The following is a 19283-nucleotide window of genomic DNA, read 5'->3' on the forward strand; positions in this document are numbered from 1 at the left end:
TAGCGCTACGGTGACGCGAGCTCGTTCACCGATGAGAGCCCGGAGGCACACGTGGTCAAGGCGACGGAGACCAGCTTCGCGGGGGTCCTCGAGGGCAAGAAGCAGTACCAGGTGCCGCTGTACCAGCGGACATACTCCTGGGGCACGAAGCAGCTCGACCAGCTCTGGGACGACGTCGTCGAGCTGGCGGCCGCCCGACGCACCGCGCCGGCGACGAGCCACTTCATCGGCTCGCTCGTCCTGGCCACTAGTCCCGACTTCAACGCGGTCGGGGTGTCGAAGCTGCTCGTCGTCGACGGTCAGCAACGCCTGACGACACTCACGATCCTGCTCGCGGCCCTGCGCGACCACCTCGCCGAGACCGGGGACACCGAGGGCGCTGAGGGCATCCACGCCCAGTACCTGGCGAACGTCTACGACAAGGGCAAGCCCCCCAAGGTGGTTCCCACGCAGGCCGACCGCGAGGCGTACAAGGCGGTACTGACGTCCTCGCCGGATGCCGGCGGCTCCGATCGCATCGGCGTCGCCTACAACCACTTCCGGGCCAAGATCGCGGCAGTGGACGACCCCGACGACCCGCACGACCTCGAGGAGATCGAGAACGCCGTCGTCCACGGGCTGGCCGTCGTCGTGGTGACGGCCGAACCCGGTGACAACGCGCACCGCATCTTCGAGTCGCTCAACAACACCGGTCTCCAGCTCAACCAGTCGGACCTGCTCAAGAACTACCTGTTCATGCGCCTCGGCGGGCGCGCGGAGGACGTCTACGACGCCGTCTGGCTGCCGCTGGAGAGGAAGCTCACCTCGGACGAGCTCGAGCTGCTGTTCTGGCTGGACCTGGCCCAGCGTGACGAGCGCGCCAAGCAGTCGGACACCTACGCGGGTCAGCAGAAGCGCCTGGAGAAGCTCACCACCCCGGAGCAGATCGAGTCCGAGGTACGCCGCATCGCCGCTCTCGGCGACCTCCTCGCCACGATCCTCGACCCGTCACGGGAGTTCGACCCGGTGATCCGCCGTCGACTGGAACGCATCCGGGCGTGGGGCTCGACCACCGCCTACCCGGTCGTCATGACGCTCCTTGCCCGCCGGGCCGCGGGCACCGCGACGCCGACTCAGGTGGCCAGCGCCCTGCTGACGTTGGAGTCGTACTTCGTGCGGCGCATCGTGCTCGGCCGTGCGACCGCCGGCCTCAACCGGAGCCTCCTCCAGGCCGTCGCCGCGGTCGCCGACGCCTCCGCCGTCGACGTCGCGCTGCGCGACTACTTGTCTCGAGGACGCCGGCACTTCGCCACCGACAAGCAGATCCGCGGAGCCGTCGGCGTGGTGCCCTTCTACTGGCAGGGCCGCGCGGCACAGAAGAAGCTCATCCTGCAGTGGATCGAGGAGTCCTACGGGTCCAAGGAAGCGGTGGATCCCGCGCACCTCACCATCGAGCACGTCCTGCCCCAGACACTGACCGAGACCGCCCGCCGGGAGTTCGCGGCAGGGCTGCCCGAGGACGCGGACGTCAGAACCGAGCACGAACGCGTCGTCCACACATTGGGGAACCTCACGCTCACCGGCTACAACAGCGAGCTGAGCAACCGCCCGTTCTCCGTAAAGCGGGCCATGCTGGCCGAGTCCGGCCTGCGCTTGAACCATGAGATCGCGGCAGGCCAGACCTGGAGCGTGCACGAGATCGACGCGCGCGGGGCGGCGCTGGCCGAGCGGATCGTCGACCTCTGGCCGGGACCGAACGAGGCCCTCACGGGCGGGAGCGACGAGCAGCCCTCGGAGACCCGTCGGCTGGTCGCCTCGATCGTCGCCGAGATCCCCGCCGGGCGGTGGACGTCCTACGGCGAGGTCGCGCTCGTCGCAGGGTCCTACCCTCAGCCCGTTGCAGCGATCATCACGACGCATCTCATGCAGGGCGCGTGGCGCGTCCTGCAGACCGGCGGGACCATCTCCCCCGGCTTCCGTTGGCTCGACCCGGCGCGCACCGAGGAGCCCCGCGCCTACCTGGCGGCTGAAGGGCTGAGGTTCGACGGTGATGGGCGCGCCGACGCCGAGCAGTTCATCGATGCCCGCGAGCTCGCCTCGCTCGTCGGGCTCGAGGTGCCGGAGGAAGCACCCGCGTGGCGGTCCGCCGGCACCAGGCCGCTGCTCGCACAGCGGCAGGCGTTCTTCCAGACGGTGCGGGACCTCGGCGAGTCGACCGGGGCGATCGTCCGGTCCTGGCCCAAGCCCACGACGCAGGACGCCGTGGACGTCAACATCGGCGTCCCAGGCTGCATCGTCGTGCTGTCGCTCTCCGCCCGGGAGCCGGCGGGCGTCCACTGCTCGTTCTACGTCCGGAACGACAAGGCGCTCTTTGCGCAGCTGCACGCACGTCGCCAGGAGATCGAGGAAGCACTCGGTGCCACCCTCGAGTGGCATGACAACCCCGAGCACAAGTCCAGCAAGGTGATGCTGCGGCATGACGGGGACTGGCGGGACGAGAACCTCGCGCCCGGCCTCGCACAGTGGCTCGTGAGCATGACCGAGGTCTTCGCCACGACCTTCATGAAGTACGCGAGCGAGATGAGAGGTCTCGGCTGAGGTGGTTCGACGAGGCGTGATGGCCCCCGCCTCGAGCGGCGTCACGCCAGTCCCGACATGACGTGCGATGGCAGGAGCCGAGCAGGCACGGTCTCACCGTTTCGGCAGGCGCCACTCTCTTTTCAGCCGCGCGGGCTCGGCCGCCACGCGGCACGCAGCCGCCCCAGCAGTGAGGTGCGTGGGTGGTAGCGGTACAGCAGCACTTCAGCTGTCACCGCTTCCAGGGTCGTCATGTCCACGTACGACAACTGCTCTGAGGCGATGAAGACCACCGACCCGGTGCTGACGTCGACCGGGTCCAACACCTGCCAGACCCGCGGACGACGGAACGAGTACGCGGGGCGCAGGATGAGGAACGTCCCGTCGTCGTCGACCCACTGGTCGACGACGATCCACGCGTCACCGTTGGTCTGACCGTAGGAGGCATCCCCGTGCCGTCGGTCAGCTCGCTGGGCTAGCGCGAGTCGTTCCTGACCCTCGCCGATGGGGTAGAGCACTGGCACTACCTGCGTACGCCCGGCGCGCGCCGACTGGGAGACGTCCGGCTGCGTGCACGGGTGCTTCGGCCAGGGTGGGCCCATCTCGTCGAAGTAGACCCTGCTCCCGTGCTCGTTCGAGTAGAAGTAGACGGCGGCTCTGCACACAGGGCAGAAGGCGTTGGGACTGGCCCATCGAGTCGACTTCGGGCCACTTGGGGCGGGCGGGAGGGAGGTCGAGCGAACGCTCGAGGATCCGTAGGTTCGCCAGGTGTAGGACGTCCGCCCACGGCCGCCGGCACGGGTCACCGTGTGCGGCGACACCCAGTGCTTGCGCCCGCCGCGGCCTCGGCGGTAGTGCCCTCGCCGTCGGTACGTCGTCACGAAAAGTGGTAGGTCGTCATGAAAAGTGTGCCCCTCCGAGACTGGGGGCGCTCTGACCAGAACCGTCCCACCGTCAATGGTCAGAGTATTCCTCAATGCAGCGGGCACTGATGCCCGTCGGGGCGTTCCCTGCCGCAGGTGATCCAGCTGATGAGCTCAGATTTGTGGACACGGCCGTCGAGTCGACCCTTCGCCTGCGGATCATCGCTTGGGCGTGCTCCGCTACGCGTACCGGACCGGGAACCCGTTCGCGGGAGACAACCGCAAAATGCGAAACAGAGACGGGCTTAGGGGTTATTCGCCTGTTTCATCCGACCCGCGCGTCGCTGCACTCACGGGGCGCTCGGTCCCGCATCCTGCGGGCGCTCGGACTGCGGGGCGCTGAGGTGAGACAGGAACTGCTTGACCACCGAAGCCATCTGGTCGGCGTCCGCGAGCTCCATGTCCCCGGTGACGACGCGTTCGGACACCGCGCGCCAGCCCTCGCCCATCACGCCGGTGATCGTCGCGGCGACGCTGCCGGAGATAAGACTTCCGACCCCCGGGATCAGCTTCGCCAGACTGCCGACGGCCGCGCGACCACCGGCGCCGGCGGCGCTGGTCACAGCGCCCACGATCGCCGCTGTGTGCTCTTTGGGGATGTCGTAGATCGCGGAGATCTTCGCCATCAGCGCTGCCTGCGCAGGCACGAGGACCGCCGCGTCGGCGAGTGGGATGGGGGTGGCACCGACACCGCCGGCGAAAGCCACGGCGCCGGCGATCCACGACCTGGCGTACCGCGCCTTGATCGCAAGGTCGATCTTCTGTGCCGCAGCCACCGCGACCCGCTGTGCCTCGGGCACCGCACGGTATGTCGCATCGAGCAGCGCTTCCAAGCCGTGACGCTCCGTGCCGACGAAGTCGTTGGAGAGCGCCGCAGTCAGGACTGGTCGGCCACCAACGATCGGGAGGTCCATCGCCGCGATCGCTTCCGCGAACTCGACGGCGGCGGGGTCGGCGGCGCCCGCCTTGGCGTCCACCTTGGTGAGGACGAGAACCACCGGGATACCGAGGTCCGCGACCTTGCGGATGGCCTGGGCCTGCGACGGCTCAAGGCGGGCCGTCGCAGAGTTCACGCAGTACCAGGCGATGTGGATGAGCCCGTTGCCCGGCCGGCGGCTCTTCTTGATCCGGCCCAGCAGGTCCTTGGCGAGGTTGCCCTGGCCGAGCTCGAAGCCGGCGCCGTCGTAGATGGCGAGCGTGCCCGCCGGGTTGACGTACTGGGCGGTTCCGGAGGTGACCGGGCTTCCCACTCCCGTCGCGGCGACGTCGGCACCGAAGACCGCGTTGAGGAGGGACGACTTGCCCGCACCGGTGGCTCCGAAGATCGCGATGTTGACCCTGCCGACGGCAGATTCCGCTTCCGCCTCGACCGCGAGGACGAGATCGTCGGCGGCGTCGGTCGTGTGGTTCATCTCGGTGCCTTTCTCCGGGGTGGCCGAGGGCCTGGTCGCATCAGGGTCCGGCGCCGACCCAGCCTGTCGCCACGCAAGGGGCTGCGCCACGCGACAGCTGCTGAAATCTAGTTCTCGGGTACGTACCCGCTGCCGACCATCCACGCGAGCACGTCGAACACCCGCAGCACCGACACCTCCGACCCGAGACCGGCCGCGGAACGAAGCTCCTCGAGCCGTCGGTGGCCGGCGCACTCGTCCGCGGTGAGCCATGCGTGCAACGGCACCCAGTAGCGGCCCTTCACGACGGACAGCTCGGCGGTGACGACGGCGTCGAGGATCGGGACGAGATGCGGCCGCTTGCGCGCCAGCAGCTTGGTGGCGGTCGTCTCGCCGATCCCGGGAATCGCCAGGAGCTCTCGGTAGACGTCCCGCACGGGCCAGGCTCCGCCCACCTCGTCGGCCGTGATCTCGGCGAGTGCCACATCGGTGGGGATCTTGGCGAGCAGGCCGCCCAACTCGGGTCCACGCGCCTCGAGGAGCTGCAGCACTGCGGACGCGGGGACAGTCACCGAGAGCATCGACACGGCCACGATGTCGTCGGACGTGAAGGTGTCGGCAACGTCAGGCCGGTCACCGCCGCCTCCGAGCCGCTCGAAGTACGCACCGGTGAAGCCGCCCGCCGGCAGCGGCGCGAAGTAGCGCTGGAGCGCCGCCACCGCCATGTGCTCACCCGCCGGCACCAGGAGAGCCTCGAGTCGTTCGCTGATCTGCACGTCGTCTCCTCGTCGTCGAGCGCAACGCGCTGGGTGCGCGGTTCCCACACGTGCGGCTGACCCGCGCTGCCAAGCCCGACGTGTGCCGCGCCGCCCGCCGTGCCCGAAGTGTCGCAGAGGCACGACCGGCGGACAGGAAGTTCAGGAAGTTGCGCTCCGGTGCGGTCGAACCTCACCCGGTCGTGTCGACCGAAGATGCGAGCACCCACTCCCACGCATCCCCCAACCGCTTCCGCACCGCCTCCCCACCCACGTCCTCCACGTACCCCCGCGGCCCCACGACCACGAGCAGCACCCGCGCCCGCGACAGCCCTGTGTAGAGCATCGTCCGCGCCCGCGCCGCGTCCCGGATCCCGTTGACGGCCAGCACGACGACCGTCCGCTCGAGCCCTTTGAACCCGAGAACGTGCCCGTAGAACACGTCCTCGCCAGCGAAGAACCCGTCCCAGTACTCCTGGTAGCCGGCCAACCCGACGGTCTCGACCTGCATCGGATGCCGCCGCCCGGTGGTGAGCAACGCAATCTGCCCGGGCTCCCAGCCCTCGTCGAGCAGGGCCTCGACGACGTCGTCCGCGGCACCGACGGCCTCCTCGGCGGGGACGTCGACGACGCGCACCGGCGCGCCCGGCCACCCCCGTGGTCGGGTGACGCCCTCGTGCAGTGCGCCGCAGAGCTGGGCGATCTGCTTGGTGGAGCGCAGGTTCTCGTCGAGCTCGATAACGGTCAGCTCGACGGGCGCGGTGCCGGAGCGGGGGAACACCCGCTGGCCGTCGTCGGAGAACACCGCGAGGCGGCCGCCGGCGTGGTCGCGCAGGCAGCGCAGCAGCGCCGGCCACCACTCGTCGCCGAAGTCCTGCGCCTCGTCGACGACGACGGCGTCGAACAGGTCCGCCTCGGGGCGCTGCGCGGCGAGGTCGCCGAGCTCGCGCGGCAGGCGCTCCTCCCAGTCCGCCGGGTCGGCGTCGTCGCCCGGCGCCGCGCCCCACCGCACCGGCAGCTCGTGGAACAGCCCGACGTACGCGGGCCGTTCCCGCACCGGCCACGTCACGGTCGTCCGCTCGAGGTACCGCGCCAGGCCGCGGGAGTAGCACATGAGCGCGACGCGCTCCCCCGCCCGGGCACGGCGGCGCGCGTGCTCGAGTGCGAGCCACGTCTTGCCCGTCCCCGCCCCTCCGACGACGTGCACCCGCGGCACCGCGTCGAGGAACCGCATGGCGTGCGCCTGCTCGCGCGTCAGCCGGTCGAGGTGGTCCTCGTACTCGGCAGCGACGGCGAGGGTCTCAGCCTGTGACGGGAACCCGCCGGTCAGCCACTCGACGAGCGCTTCAGCGACCGGCTCGTCGAGCGGCGCGTGACCGGCCCCGTGCTCGGCGATCGCCCGGCGCACGAGGTGGACGGCGCGCCCGCCGTCAGCGACGTCCCCCCGGTCGAGCAGCATGGTCCTCGGCAGCTCCGGCGCGTCCCAGTCCCCCGGCACGTAGGTGTGCGGCAGGGCGACGAGGTGCGCCGTGCGGGTCCGCGCCGCCGCGAGGCCGTGCCGGGCCAGCAGCGCCAGGAGGGTGTGCTTGGCGTCCTGCACCTGCCCGACGGGGTCGATGGGGTGACGCCCCGCACCGGACCCTTGCCACCACTGCCCGTCGGCGCGGACGACGTGCCCGCCCTTCACCTCGATCGCCGCGACACCCAGCCCCGGCCACACGACGAGCAGGTCGATCTCACGTTCCTTGGGACCGTCCTGCAGCGCGGTGCCCGCGAGGAGCACGGCGTCGTCCGGCAGGTGGTCGCGCAGCGCTTCCCAGACGGTCTGCTCGGCACCGCCGTCCTCGGGGAACGCGGGGTGCTCGGGGTAGGTGCGCGCCACTGTCGTGACCTCCTCGGGTGGGTGTCCCGTCTTCCGTATCGACACCGCACGGTGCGTGCTGGAGGGCTCGTTCGATCGACGTCCCGACGTCGGTCGTCAGCGGCGCCCGGGCCGCGCTGCCACCTCCGTCAGTCCGGGCCATCCGCCCGGGTCAGCTTCTCGGCCCGCCGCTCCGCGGCATCCGCCTCGTCGGTCCGTCCGAGGGCTCGGAGGCTGCTTGCGAGCTGTGACAGTACCCGGGCCCGGAAGCTCGTGAGGGGCGGATCCTGCGTGCCCGCAGTGAGGTCGGCCACCATGTCGGCGACGTTGACGGCGCCTCGGTGACACTCCACGGCATCCTCCGGACGCCCGGCCATGTGGTGAAGAGATCCCAGGAGGAGGAGGGCGTCCGCCAGCCCCAGCTGCGCGTCACGGTCGCCCGGATCCTTGAGGGTTGCCTCACGCCAAAGGTCTACGGTCCGGCGCTGCGTCGCTGTCGCCTGGTCTGTCCGCCCGAGCGCTGCCTGCACGTGCGCGAGCGACGTCAGCGCCTGGGCGAGGCTGCGCCGCGTCCCGGCGTCGCCGGGATCGCGGCCGACGAGGTCGTGCCACGCGCCCAGGGCGTCGACGAGCCACCGCTCCGCCTCGTCGAACCGCTCCTGGTCCCGCATCACATCACCCAGCGAGGTCTGCGCCTGTGCCAGCCCGCGAAGCACCTCGACGGACCCCGGTTCGGCCTCGAGCTCCGCCATCCGGATCGCCACCAGGCGACTGAAGAGGTACGCGGCGTCGTCGTGACGATCCAGTGCGCGACTCAGCTGCCCCATGTCCTGGAGGTGTGCGGCAAGGTCATGGCGCAGCTGTTCGTCGGAGTGCTCGGGCTCCGGCAGCTCCCGAGTCACCTGCACGGCACGGGTCTGAGCGTCGCGGGCGTCGTCCCGCCGGCCCAGGCCGAGGCACGCCGTCGAGACGGTTGCCAGCGCCAGCGCCAGCTGGCGACGCACGCCGATGTCGTCCGGGGAGAGCTCGCTCAGCATCCGGTAGACGTCCGCCGCCTCGGTCGCGGAGTGCAGCGCGTCGTCGATGCGCCTGTCGCGCAGCTGTGCCCCCGCGCGCTGGATCAGAGCGGAGGCCACTGCCGCCTCGCGGCCGCGCAGCTCACGCGGTTGGAGGCGAAGGAAGTCGACGAGCTCGGTGTAGATGCCCACCGCGTCCCCGAACCGTTGGGCACCTATCGCGCCCAAGCCGGCCGCCTGCAGGGAACCGCTGACGACGGCGTCGGTCGCCACGGCACGACGGGCCTGCGCCCCATCATCCTCGTCCGCACCGTCCTCGTCCGGCCGCGCACGGGCCTGCAGCGCATGCGAGAGCACCTGCTCCGCGTCCTCCGACCGACCGAGGTGCGCGAGCAGGCCGGCCAGCACGACGAGGTCCTCGACGCACACACCCGCGCGTTCGATGACGTGCGGCAACGTCTCGACGGCGTCCGCCCACCTCCCCGCTGCCGCCTGAAGACGTACGAGCGCTCTGAGCTCGACGACGCTCAGGTCCGTGTGCCCTTCCGCCGTGACCTCGGCCGTGAGGTCGCCCAGGAGCGGCGCCAGCTGGTCGTCCAGGCCGAGACGTTGCATGCGTTCCGCGACCGGAAGGACGGCGGCGATGTCGTCTCGCGGGTGGCCCTCCACCATGCGCGGGACACGTTCTGCGATGCGTCGGAGGAGATCCGCCCGCGCGGCATGGTCACCGAGTGCAGTCTGCAGCTCCACGAGCGTGACCAGGTCGTCGAGCGAACTGCCGAAGTCCGGGACGCGCGCGTAGACGGTCAACGCCTCCGAGAGACGCTGCCGCGCCTCCACGTCGCGCCCCAGCCTCGCGAGGACCTCCCCGGCACGCTGGAGCTCGATCGCTCTCTTCTCGTCGTCTGCGGAGGGCCGGGCCAGGACCCGTTCGTAGAGGGCCGCCGCCTCCTCGTACGCCGAGTGGGCCTCTGCCGCCAGCCCCGCATGCTCGGCGGTGTCCGCCAGCGACGCGAGCTGCCAGGCCATAATCGCCTCTCCGGTCGCCCCACCTCGTCGGAGGTACGACGCGATCACTGCCTTCACGTCACGCTGCGACGTGTACGAGCGGACCGCCTCCCGCGCGACGCTCAGCAGCACCTGCGCGGTCCGGTGGGCGGCGCTCCCCGGGACCGCGCGGGAGACGAGCGGTTCGAGGTTCCGACGTAGTCCTGCCCTGACGGCCTGGTCACCGGTGGCCAGCCGCAGCAGCCACTGGTTCGTGAGCACGGCCGCGGCGTCCGCGATGTCCGTCGGGTCGGCGACCTCGAGGACCGCTCGTGCGGCGAGAGGGTGGATCGCGAGTGCCCCCTTCTTCCAGGAGGGGCCTCGCATCTCGAGAACACCATGCCCGACGAGGCGCTTGACGGCCTCGGGCATGCGGTGCGGGACGACCTCCGAGGGCTCGCCCAGGACCCAGGTGAGGACTGCCGGGCACGACCAGATCCAGGACGGGTGCCCCTCGGGCGCCTGGAGCGCCGCGACCGTGGCCGCCCGTTCGACCACACCTGGCCGCAGGCCGGCGGACGCGCGGTCGAGCGCGATGCGCCAGGTGGCGCCCACGAGGTGCCGGTAACCACCGGGGTCGGGTTCGTCGGCGGCGGTGTCCATCGTCGCGGCCGCGTCGAACTCGGTGATCCAGTCGTGGACCTCCATGGCGTTGGCGGTGATGGTCGCAGCGGCGACGGACAGCGCGAGCGGGTGGTGCCCGACCGCCGCGGCGAGCGCGGCTGTGTCCGTGGTGGAGGCGTGGGCGAGCGCCGCCGCCCCGCCGCTGCCCGGGTCGACCTGGCTGCGCAGCACGGCCTCGGACTCCGATTGCGTGAAGACGTCGACGCCGACGACGTGCCCGTGCGACGGGACGCGGGCGTCGCGCGCCCGTGTCGTCAGGAGGACCCTCCCGAGCGGGTTGGTGCCAGGCGGGAGGAGTCCCGCGTCGATGAGCCCCGTGGCGTCGGCGTCGTCCAGCACGACCAACCACCGCCAGTCGGAGACCACGAGTGCCTCGAGCACCGTGCGGGCCCGTGCATCGAGCGCATCCGGTCCGTCGACCGGCACGGCTCCCAGCCCGGGAACCCGGTCGAGCACCGCCGAGAACGCATCGCGGACGGCGTCCGGGCCGGCGGAGTCGACCCAGACGAGGAGCACCTCCGCGTCGTCACCCTCCCACGCGAGCGCGTCCTGCATGACGCGTCGTGCGACGAACGACTTGCCGTGGCCCGGTCCGCCACGCAGCCACACCCTGCGGTCACCGTCCGACGCCCAGAGCCGCTCGATCTCGTCGTCGACGGCCCGCCGGACGTACGCGGCGCCCACGGTGGCGACGGGCCCGACGACGATGCGACCGTGAGGACGCCACGGTTCCGCGGGCGTCGGCCGCCGGACGTCGCTTGCCGGACCCGGCGCACCGGGGGCCGCCGCGTCGATGCTCGAGACCTTGACCTGCCGCCGCCCGCGAGCGTCGACGACGATCATGAGCGCCATCGAGGCGCTCGGCAGCGGCGAGGGTGCGTCCCGGAGGAGCTCCTCGGCGACGAGGACCGCCAACCGCGCGCCCTTCGTGCGGAAGGCCTGCCCTGAGGTGGCGTCGGCCGTTCCCTCACCCAGCCCTGTCAGCCTCGTTCGTGTGCGCTCGGTGAGCAGCTCCGCCGCGAGGTCCCGGTTGCCGTCGGAGGACGCGATGGCCGCACTCGTGCGCCGTCCTCCGACAGTGATCTCCTGGCCGCTCCGGATCGGCAGCTTGGGTCGCTGCTCGTTCTGCTCGAGGTTCCAGTACACCTGCGCGATCTTCCGGAAGCCCACCTCGCTCACGGGCGCGCTCCTGTTGAGGAACGCCCGCGCTGCGGGCTCGTCGGAGAGTCGGACGACCACCTCGTACAGGCGACCGCGCAGCGCGTCGGCGTCCTGCTCGATCTCCGGGACGCAGGCCCGGAGAAGGGCCATGGCCCGGGACGGCGGGGCGACGTCGTCGAACTGGCTGGTGGACAGGTCACGGTGCTCGGACAGCCCGTACCTCTTCGCGAGTTCGTTGACGTACGCGGCCACGACGACGAGCGGATCGGCCGGCACGGGCTGGTCCGCCGGGGGCCCGTGAAGGACGCGGTAGAGCTCCGCGCGCTCCGGTCGTTGCTCAGCACGGCTCGTGAGCGCCGCGAGGAGATCGCCGTCGACCTTCAGCTCCGGTTTCACCGTCACGACCAGAGCCTGGCAGTGCCGAGGGGTCGCGGAGAACCTCCTTTCGGGGGGCCACCCGGGCACTGACCGGGGCATACGGAGGAATTCCTGGTCTGGATGCCCCTTCTGCGTCCCGCCATCGTCGTGCCATCACCTCACCGACGCAGACCCGAAGGAGCGCACCATGGCACGCACCGCACGCATCGACTCCGAGCTCACGAGCGCATACCGTGCCGACGGCCGGCGCCGAGCACACCGTCTCCCCGTGTGTCCCGCGACCGGCCTGGCGCGGTACCGCGACCGGCACCAGGCCCGCGACGGGGCGAAGGGTGCGACCGCGGGCTCGTCGAGGCTGACCATCAGCCCGTTCGCCTGCCCGGACTGCCGCGGGTTCCACCTCGACACGCAGCCGGACCGGACCGCACGTCCGGTCCACGGGCGCGGGCAGTCGGCACCGAGCCCCCGCACGGAGCCGGCCGGCACCCGGCGTTACGTCCTCGTCGACATCGAGAACGTCACGCACGGCGCGAAGGACGCACCCACCGAGGTCGCTGCGCTCTGGCAGCGCCTCGAGCACGCCGCGCGGATCTCCGAGGGCGACCACGTCGTCGTCGGAGCGGCGCGCAAGGTCGCGCGCCGCTACCGGCACGCCGTCCACGGGGACGGGATCCGGTGGGTCGTGGGCGCCGACGCACCGGACGGTGCCGACCATGCCCTGCTCGCCGCCATCGACCTGCACCGTGTCGCGAAGCGCTACGACGAGCTGGTCATCGTCTCCGGGGACCACTGCTTCGAGCCGCTCGCCCGCCGCGCGAAGGCGCACGGTCTCACCGTCCGGGTGGTCACGGCCGAGAACGCCGACCCGCGGTGCGGCCGGACGCTCTCGCGCCGGCTCGCCAGCGCCGCGGACACCTGCACCCGGGTGCACCGCCGGACGCGGGCGCACGAGCGCGCCATCACGGCCATGAGGACGGTCGCCCGCTGCAGTGCACGGCCCGCCGTGGCTGGGGCCCCCGCGAGCGTGACCGCGTGACCCGGCGTGCTCCTGCCCGCGATCCCGAGCGCGCGCCGTCGCCGGTCAACCCGGTGCCCCCTCGTGCTTCCGTCGACGGCGGCGCGCCCGCGCCGCACCCCACCCGACCCATCGAGAGGAGGTGATCGACATGCCCAAGTACTCCACGTCCAGGCAGTCTGCTGCGCGTAGCGTCAGCTCGGCCCGGCTCCAGCAGCCGTCCGGCCGGAGCCACGCCTTCGGTGGCTACGCCAAGGTCAGCTACGGCAACGGGACCTACCGCATGCGACCGAGCTCGCGGTAGCACCCACGACGGAGTCCCGTCGCCTCGCCCACAGCGCGGCGACGGGACTTCGCCGGTCCCGCGCCTCCCACGGCGACTGAGTCTGCGCCTCGCCGTGGACCGGGTCCGACCTCCTCAGTCGTCCTCCCGCCGACGCCGGACAGCCCCCGTCCCCGTCGGCTCCGTCTCCGTCGCGCCCGCGCCCGTCACGTCCTTGCTCAGCCGCTCCCCGCCCGTCCGGGCCGGGCACCGCGCCCGGCCCGGACGGAGGTCGTCACTGGTCGCCGATCTTCTTGTCCGCCGCCGACTGCGCCTTGTCGAGCTGCTCGTCGTGCTTGCCGCCCGTGGCGGACGACGCCGCGTCGGACCCCTTCTCCAGGGCCGCGTCGCTCCCCTGCTCGCCCTTCTCGCCCTGCGCCGCGTCGGACGCCTTGCCCTTGAGGTCGTCGATGCCCATGCGTGTCCCCCTCGTCGATCACTACGGAAGGTCTGCCCGGCGCACGGGGCGACGAGCGGGCCGCACCGGGCGGCCCCGGCGCCGTTCCATCCTGCGTCGACCCCTGGACACCCGCACCCGCACCGCGGGATCGGGGCGGCACTGCGCCCGCCGAGGGCCCGACCCGATCGGCACATCGCGTCGCTGTGACCAGCGGGAAGTCACGCTCCCGAGTCGGCGGCCGTCAGCAGTCGCCCGCTGGGGGCAGAGCGATCTCGTAACCGAGTCCCTGCAGGGCTCGGACGTGATCGATCCCGTCGTCGTGGCTGCCCGGCAGGTCCCAGGGCGACACGAGCCGGCCCGTCGCGTCGGCCTCGTAGATCACCGTGATTCCTCGACCGTCGCGCTGGTAGGCCAGGACGAGCACCCAGTCGATCGGGGCGTTCGCGAGCCGGCCCAGCTGGTAGGGCGGATCGAGGTGGTAGAGCGTGGCCGTGTGCGGGGGGACGAGGTCAGCGCCCTCGGCGTCCGCCCGCGGCTGCAGCATGGCGACGAGCCACGCCACCTGCGTGCCCGGCCGACGCGTCGTCACTCGCGCGCAGGGGGTCCAGTGCTCGCGGGACGTGACGGCGACGTACCGTCCGCCGACGCGCACGACCCCGAAGTCGTACACCCACACCGTCGGGTCGGCGGTACGGAGGTGCTGCACGAATGGCTTGAAATCGTGCAGCCACCAGCTCGCCCGCTCACCCGAGGGACCGACGAGCTCGATGCGATGCGGACCGACCCGCGTCAGCCGCCACGGGGTGCCGTCAGCCCGGACGGCGCGGGCGACGAGGTCGGGCTGGACGACGTGACCGGGAGCGTCGGAGATGCACGCGAGGTGGGTGGGGTCGTCGAGGTGCAGATCAAGCACGGGGTACTCCGTCAGGTCGAGCAGCTTCCCGTACCGGCGGCACGGGCGGATCTTCCTCCGGGGGCACCGTGCGCTCTGCGCGGTTGCCAGTCGGCCAGCCGGAGGGCTTGAGGCCGAGCTTCGTGATCGGGAGACACCCTAGGACCCGCGGCTGACATGGGGGTGGTCGGCGTCATCGGCGTGGCGCGGGAGACCGACCGCTCTGGCTGCTGGCACGTGCGCGCTTGGCTGGCTCCTTCCTGGTGGGCGGGCGTCAGGAGAACCTCGTCACCGACCGACACCAGAGCCCGACGCCCTGAGGCACGGGGCCTCAGTCGACGCACGACACGTCGCGCCACGGCATCGCGCCCCTCCGTCCGGTCCGTCAGCGGCCGTCCTCACCACGCGACGGGACCGGCCGATCGCGACGCCGCGGCGAAGTTGTCCCCAGATGCGGGACGACCTCACCGCCGAACCGCTTCGAACCAGTACCTTCCGGACATGCAGATGCGTGCACAGGTCGCCGTCGTGGTCGTTGCCATTGCGTTGGCGACCTCCGGCTGCGCCACTGATGCCGACCCCACGGACGACGCCACGTCGCAGCCGCCTGTGACGGCGACGGCGACGCCCACCCTGTCGCCGACGCCCTCACCAACGGTGGACGTCACCGTCCCACCAGTACGACCCGAGGCGATGGCGACACCGAGCGCCGACGGCGCCGCGGCTGCCGCGAGCTACTTCATCTCGCTGTACCCATACATCAACGCGACTGGTGACCTAGCGGAGTGGAACGCGCTGTCATCGCCCGAGTGCAGCTTCTGCTCAGGAATCACGGCGAACGTGACTGATCTGCATAGTCGTGGACACCGAAACGTTGGGGGCGCGGAGATCCTCGCTGCGTCAGGCACCGAGGTGGATGCCGGACGGTGGTACTCCGCACGCCTTCACGTGCGGATTGATGCGTCCGTGGACCTGGACGCCGAAGGGCGAGTCCTCGAGGACCACCCTCTAGAGGACCGTGAGATCGACATTGTCATGACCTGGTCCGATGGGTGGACGATCGACGAGGTCGGCCCGGCCGCGGCACCGGCGTCATGATCAAGAGCCATGTTCGGAGCATCACTTGCCGGACGGCGATTCTCCTCATCGCGACCACTCCATTCGTGACAGTCCTTGCCATTCCGGCTGCGGCCGAAGGAGAGCCGCGGTTCGGCAGCGAGCTCTCGGAGGATGTCGTACGCGTCGCGGTCGATCGCTCCGAGCAGCTCGCTCGCGAGAACCGGGTGATCCCGCCCGAGCTGCAGCTCTTCCGCTACGAACGCGCCCCGCAGTGCCGTGAGGTCGCCGGGATCTGGACCAAGGGCTCGGCGGACGGCACCTGCCCCGAGCTCGCCGACCTCGCCGGAGCGATCCAGCAGTGCGAAGACGGCGACACCATGGTCCTGCCGATGTGGCGCCAGGCCCGCACCACACCCGCGGCGGCTTGGGGACCCTGGCAGCAGATCGACGCCGGCGGCTGCGGAGTCGACCTGCTGCCCGTCCTGACCGAGGCCGACTTCCGCCTGCTGCCGATCCCCGCCCCGACCCTCACCCTGCAACCGGACCGCGGCTGGGTCCTGATCAACATCGAGACCATCGCCTCCACCGACCCCACACCGGTCACCCTGCGCACCGAGCTGCTCGGCTACGGCATCACCGTCGAAGCCACCCCCACCCGCTGGACCTACGACTTCGGCGACGGCCACACCCTGACCACCCGCTCCCCCGGACACCCCTACCCCGACCACGACGTCTTCCACGAGTACGAGAACCCCGGCACCACCACCATCACCCTGCAAGCCGAATGGACCGGCCGCTACCAGATCGACGGCAACCCCACCTGGCGCGACATCACCGGCACCGCCATCACCACCACCACCTCCCCACCCTTCACCATCGAAGAACGCACCAGCCGCCTCGTCGCCGACCTGTGCACCGACAAACCCAAGCCACCCGACTGCTGAGAGCCCGTCAGCATGCGACTTCATCGAACCCCGAACCCGGCGCCGACACGCTGCTGAGGACGCCCCACGCCTCAGCCGCGCGCTGCGGACCTGTACTTCGATGCGATGTACTCGTCGACCCATGCTCGACTGCTGCGCCACTGCCCGTTCTCGGCACGCTGCGCCTTGAGCCGGCCTCGTTGCGCAGCGTTGCGCAGGGCCAGGTGGCTGACCTCGGGTGTCGCGAGTGATGCGAGCGGGACCAGGCGCTCGGCTCCCGCCAGGGCAGGGACCATGAAGCGCAGGATGTTGTCCAGCACCGCACGGGCGATCTGCTCGGCAAGCGGCCCGTAGTTACCGGCATCCGCCTGACGCAGTGCGCGCAGGTAACGCTCGCGCTCCCTCTTCTGGATGATCGCCGGCGCATACCCCAAACGGCACAGGATCAGGTTCATCAGCAGCCGCCCGGTCCGCCCGTTCCCGTCGATGAACGGGTGGACCTGCTCGAAACCCGCATGGATGGCAGCGATCGCCTCCATCGGGTGCGCCGCCGACGCACGCACCGCCTCGACGCTGTCGAGCCAGTCCCTCAGTCGCGGCTCGACCAGAGCATGCGACGGTGGCTTCATCCCGCCGGGGAACGAGTGGATGTCATGCCGCCGAAAGCTGCCCGGCCCCTCGTGAGGTCCGGCGTCCGGGTTCGGCGCGACGTCCCACACCGGCGTCATCGCCATCCGGTGCACGTACCGCACGTCGGTGAGCGTCAGCAGCTCACCGCCGCCGACAAGGTCCGGCACGACGGCCTGGGCGTACACCCACTGTGCGGCATCGGCGTAACCCTTCACCTCCATGTACTCGGCGAGCTGCCGGTCACCGACCGCGCGCCCTTCATGAAGGAGCTGCTCGACCTCACGCAGCACCAACGTGTTGCCTTCGAGGGCCGTCGAGTTGTGGGCGTCGTGCACCCACAGCTCGTCCCAGATGGCGCGGGCCTCTGCGGGCGACGGCAGGCCCCCGAGCTGGTCCCGGACCTCCGAGATCGCCTCGTCGAGGGAGCGATACACGGCTTGGCGGCTCATCCGACCGGGTCCACCACGACGGACGGCCATGAGACTCCTCAGTTGCTACGGTCGGGCCCTTGGAATCAAACCATTGCAACCGAGCGGTTTGCAACGCTTGGCTTCGGACAATGAGACCGCAGCAACGACGTTGGCGGATCCGGATGAGGGGGAGCCGGCGCCCGTCGGCGGACAGGACTTCGTGCGAGGACCTCCACCGCGGCCCCACGGCTCGTGTCCACAGATCTGGCCGACCATCACCTCGCCGTGCGCAGAACCGGTACTTTCCCGACATGCCCACACGTGGAACGGGACGACGCGCGCTCTCATTGCTGGCGTTGACGCTGGCACTGGGGATGGCACTGGCGGGGTGCACGAACGGCGGCAACGCCCCGCCTACGCCAACAGCCACTCCGGCGGCGACTGCGAGCCCGACGCCCACGCCAAGCCCGGCGCCGGAGCCGCCATCGCCTCCGGTGCGCCCCGAGGCGATGGCAACCCCCAATGCCGACGGCGCGACGGCGGCGTCTCGCTACTTCATGGAGCTCTACACGTACTCGAGGCTGACGGGTGATCCGTCCTTGCTGGTCGAGCTGTCCAGCTCAGAGTGCTCGACCTGCTCCGCGATCGTCGACCAGGTGAGCGCCACCCGTGACGAAGGGAAGACGTCGGAAGGCTACGCAGTCTCAGTTCACGAAGCGACGCCTACGGAACTCGTCAGCGGAGAGTCCTTCACGGTCGAACTGCGGTTGACCGAAGGTGCCGGCACCACCCGCGACCGGGCCGGCGTTGTGGTCTCTGAGACAGCCGCGGCGGAGCGCATCCTCCGCTTCGGGCTGCGGTGGAACGGCGGATGGACGGTCGAGGCGCTCGGCGTGGAGACCACGGGATGAGTCAGCGCGTCAGTTCATTCGCTCTGACCGCATTGCTGATCCTGGGGGCCGCCGTTCCCGGCGACGACCTCGGAACAGCAGGCAAGGCTGGCGAGGGCCAGTTCGAGTTTTTTGCCGCTCGCGAGGCGGAACGCGCTGCCCGAGCAACCCGGTCACTCCCTCCGGAACTTCGGCTGTTCAACTACGAACGCGCCCCGCAGTGCCGTGAGGTCGCCGGGATCTGGACCAAGGGCTCGGCGGACGGCACCTGCCCCGAGCTCGCCGACCTCGCCGGAGCGATCCAGCAGTGCGAAGACGGCGACACCATGGTCCTCCCGATGTGGCGCCAGGCCCGCACCACACCCGCGGCGGCTTGGGGACCCTGGCAGCAGATCGACGCCGGCGGCTGCGGAGTCGACCTGCTACCCGTCCTCACCGAGGCCGACTTCCGCCTGCTGCCGATCCCCGCCCCGACCCTCACCCTGCAACCGGACCGCGGCTGGGTCCTGATCAACATCGAGACCATCGTCACCACCGACCCCACACCCGTCACCCTGCGCACCGAGCTGCTCGGCTACGGCATCACCGTCGAAGCCACCCCCACCCGCTGGACCTACGACTTCGGCGACGGCCACACCCTGACCACCCGCTCCCCCGGACACCCCTACCCCGACCACGACGTCTTCCACGAGTACGAGAACCCCGGCACCACCACCATCACCCTGCAAGCCGAATGGACCGGCCGCTACCAGATCGACGGCAACCCCACCTGGCGCGACATCACCGGCACCGCCATCACCACCACCACCTCCCCACCCTTCACCATCGAAGAACGCACCAGCCGCCTCGTCGCCGACCTCTGCACCGACAGACCCAAGCCACCCGACTGCTGACGAGATCGCCGCACGTCGGGAGCATTCGCTCAACTCGGGCCGGACCACCGCCGATACGAGGGCATGGCCCGTCGTCCGGACGCACCCATACGCCAGCACCCGGCGTTCGCCACGTCGACGGTGACGGCCCGACGCGC

At 70.9% G+C, this 19283-nt stretch carries 14 protein-coding genes and 1 riboswitch; of the genes, 6 read left to right on the forward strand and 8 right to left on the reverse strand.

The features are described 5' to 3' along the window. Positions 1–51 precede the first annotated feature (51 nt). Entirely contained in the window at positions 52–2577 is a 2526-nt protein-coding gene (locus tag NP048_RS17255) for a DUF4268 domain-containing protein (RefSeq protein ID WP_227575199.1), read from the forward strand. A gap of 122 nt (positions 2578–2699) precedes the next feature. Here NP048_RS17255 and NP048_RS17260 read toward each other — a convergent pair whose 3' ends face one another. The 5 genes from NP048_RS17260 to NP048_RS17280 all read right to left on the reverse strand — a co-directional run bounded on the left by NP048_RS17260 (position 2700) and on the right by NP048_RS17280 (position 11736). Then, positions 2700–3221, reverse strand: a complete 522-nt coding sequence (locus NP048_RS17260; RefSeq protein ID WP_227575198.1) for a hypothetical protein — start codon at positions 3219–3221, stop codon at positions 2700–2702. Positions 3222–3769: 548 nt separating this feature from the next. Continuing rightward, the gene (locus tag NP048_RS17265) at positions 3770–4891 is read right to left on the reverse strand and encodes a GTPase (protein ID WP_227575197.1); all 1122 of its coding nucleotides are present in this window, start codon (positions 4889–4891) and stop codon (positions 3770–3772) included. A gap of 107 nt (positions 4892–4998) precedes the next feature. Then, the gene (locus tag NP048_RS17270) at positions 4999–5646 is read right to left on the reverse strand and encodes a DUF6308 family protein (RefSeq protein ID WP_227575196.1); all 648 of its coding nucleotides are present in this window, start codon (positions 5644–5646) and stop codon (positions 4999–5001) included. Positions 5647–5818: 172 nt separating this feature from the next. Continuing rightward, positions 5819–7507 carry an NERD domain-containing protein gene (locus NP048_RS17275; RefSeq protein ID WP_227575195.1) on the reverse strand — a complete coding sequence of 563 codons (1689 nt, stop codon included), beginning with the start codon at positions 7505–7507 and terminating at the stop codon, positions 5819–5821. Between the two features lie 128 nt (positions 7508–7635). Beyond that, positions 7636–11736, reverse strand: coding sequence for a tetratricopeptide repeat protein (locus tag NP048_RS17280; protein ID WP_227575194.1), 4101 nt, complete (start codon positions 11734–11736; stop codon positions 7636–7638). A 163-nt stretch (positions 11737–11899) separates the two neighbouring features. Here NP048_RS17280 and NP048_RS17285 point away from each other — a divergent pair, with 163 nt between their 5' ends. Continuing rightward, positions 11900–12748 (forward strand): NYN domain-containing protein, encoded by an 849-nt coding sequence (locus tag NP048_RS17285; protein WP_227575193.1) that lies wholly within the window; start codon positions 11900–11902, stop codon positions 12746–12748. Between the two features lie 536 nt (positions 12749–13284). Here the strand turns inward: NP048_RS17285 and NP048_RS17290 are convergent. Both NP048_RS17290 and NP048_RS17295 read right to left on the reverse strand, forming a co-directional pair. Next, positions 13285–13467 carry an Rv0909 family putative TA system antitoxin gene (locus tag NP048_RS17290; protein ID WP_208287366.1) on the reverse strand — a complete coding sequence of 61 codons (183 nt, stop codon included), beginning with the start codon at positions 13465–13467 and terminating at the stop codon, positions 13285–13287. Between the two features lie 223 nt (positions 13468–13690). After that, positions 13691–14362: a hypothetical protein gene (locus NP048_RS17295; protein ID WP_227575192.1), complete on the reverse strand. Its 672-nt coding sequence runs from the start codon at positions 14360–14362 to the stop codon at positions 13691–13693. 18 nt (positions 14363–14380) lie between these two features. Next, a riboswitch (SAM riboswitch) is annotated at positions 14381–14490 on the reverse strand. A 352-nt stretch (positions 14491–14842) separates the two neighbouring features. Here NP048_RS17295 and NP048_RS17300 point away from each other — a divergent pair. Beyond that, on the forward strand, positions 14843–15439 hold the full coding sequence (locus NP048_RS17300; protein WP_227575191.1) for a DUF6318 family protein: 597 nt from the start codon (positions 14843–14845) through the stop codon (positions 15437–15439). A gap of 65 nt (positions 15440–15504) precedes the next feature. After that, positions 15505–16344: a hypothetical protein gene (locus tag NP048_RS17305; protein ID WP_227575190.1), complete on the forward strand. Its 840-nt coding sequence runs from the start codon at positions 15505–15507 to the stop codon at positions 16342–16344. Between the two features lie 71 nt (positions 16345–16415). Here NP048_RS17305 and NP048_RS17310 read toward each other — a convergent pair whose 3' ends face one another. After that, the gene (locus NP048_RS17310; protein ID WP_284439709.1) at positions 16416–17402 is read right to left on the reverse strand and encodes a Fic family protein; all 987 of its coding nucleotides are present in this window, start codon (positions 17400–17402) and stop codon (positions 16416–16418) included. Between the two features lie 335 nt (positions 17403–17737). On the opposite strand from NP048_RS17310, the gene NP048_RS17315 reads away from it, so the two are divergent. Together NP048_RS17315 and NP048_RS17320 are read left to right on the forward strand one after the other, a co-directional pair. Next, entirely contained in the window at positions 17738–18274 is a 537-nt protein-coding gene (locus tag NP048_RS17315; RefSeq protein ID WP_227575964.1) for a DUF6318 family protein, read from the forward strand. Beyond that, on the forward strand, positions 18271–19146 hold the full coding sequence (locus NP048_RS17320) for a hypothetical protein (protein ID WP_256769346.1): 876 nt from the start codon (positions 18271–18273) through the stop codon (positions 19144–19146). Before NP048_RS17315 ends, NP048_RS17320 begins: the two co-directional genes overlap by 4 nt. Positions 19147–19283 lie beyond the last annotated feature (137 nt).

This window comes from Cellulomonas xiejunii (genome assembly GCF_024508315.1).
GTDB classification, from domain to species: Bacteria; Actinomycetota; Actinomycetes; order Actinomycetales; family Cellulomonadaceae; genus Cellulomonas; species Cellulomonas xiejunii.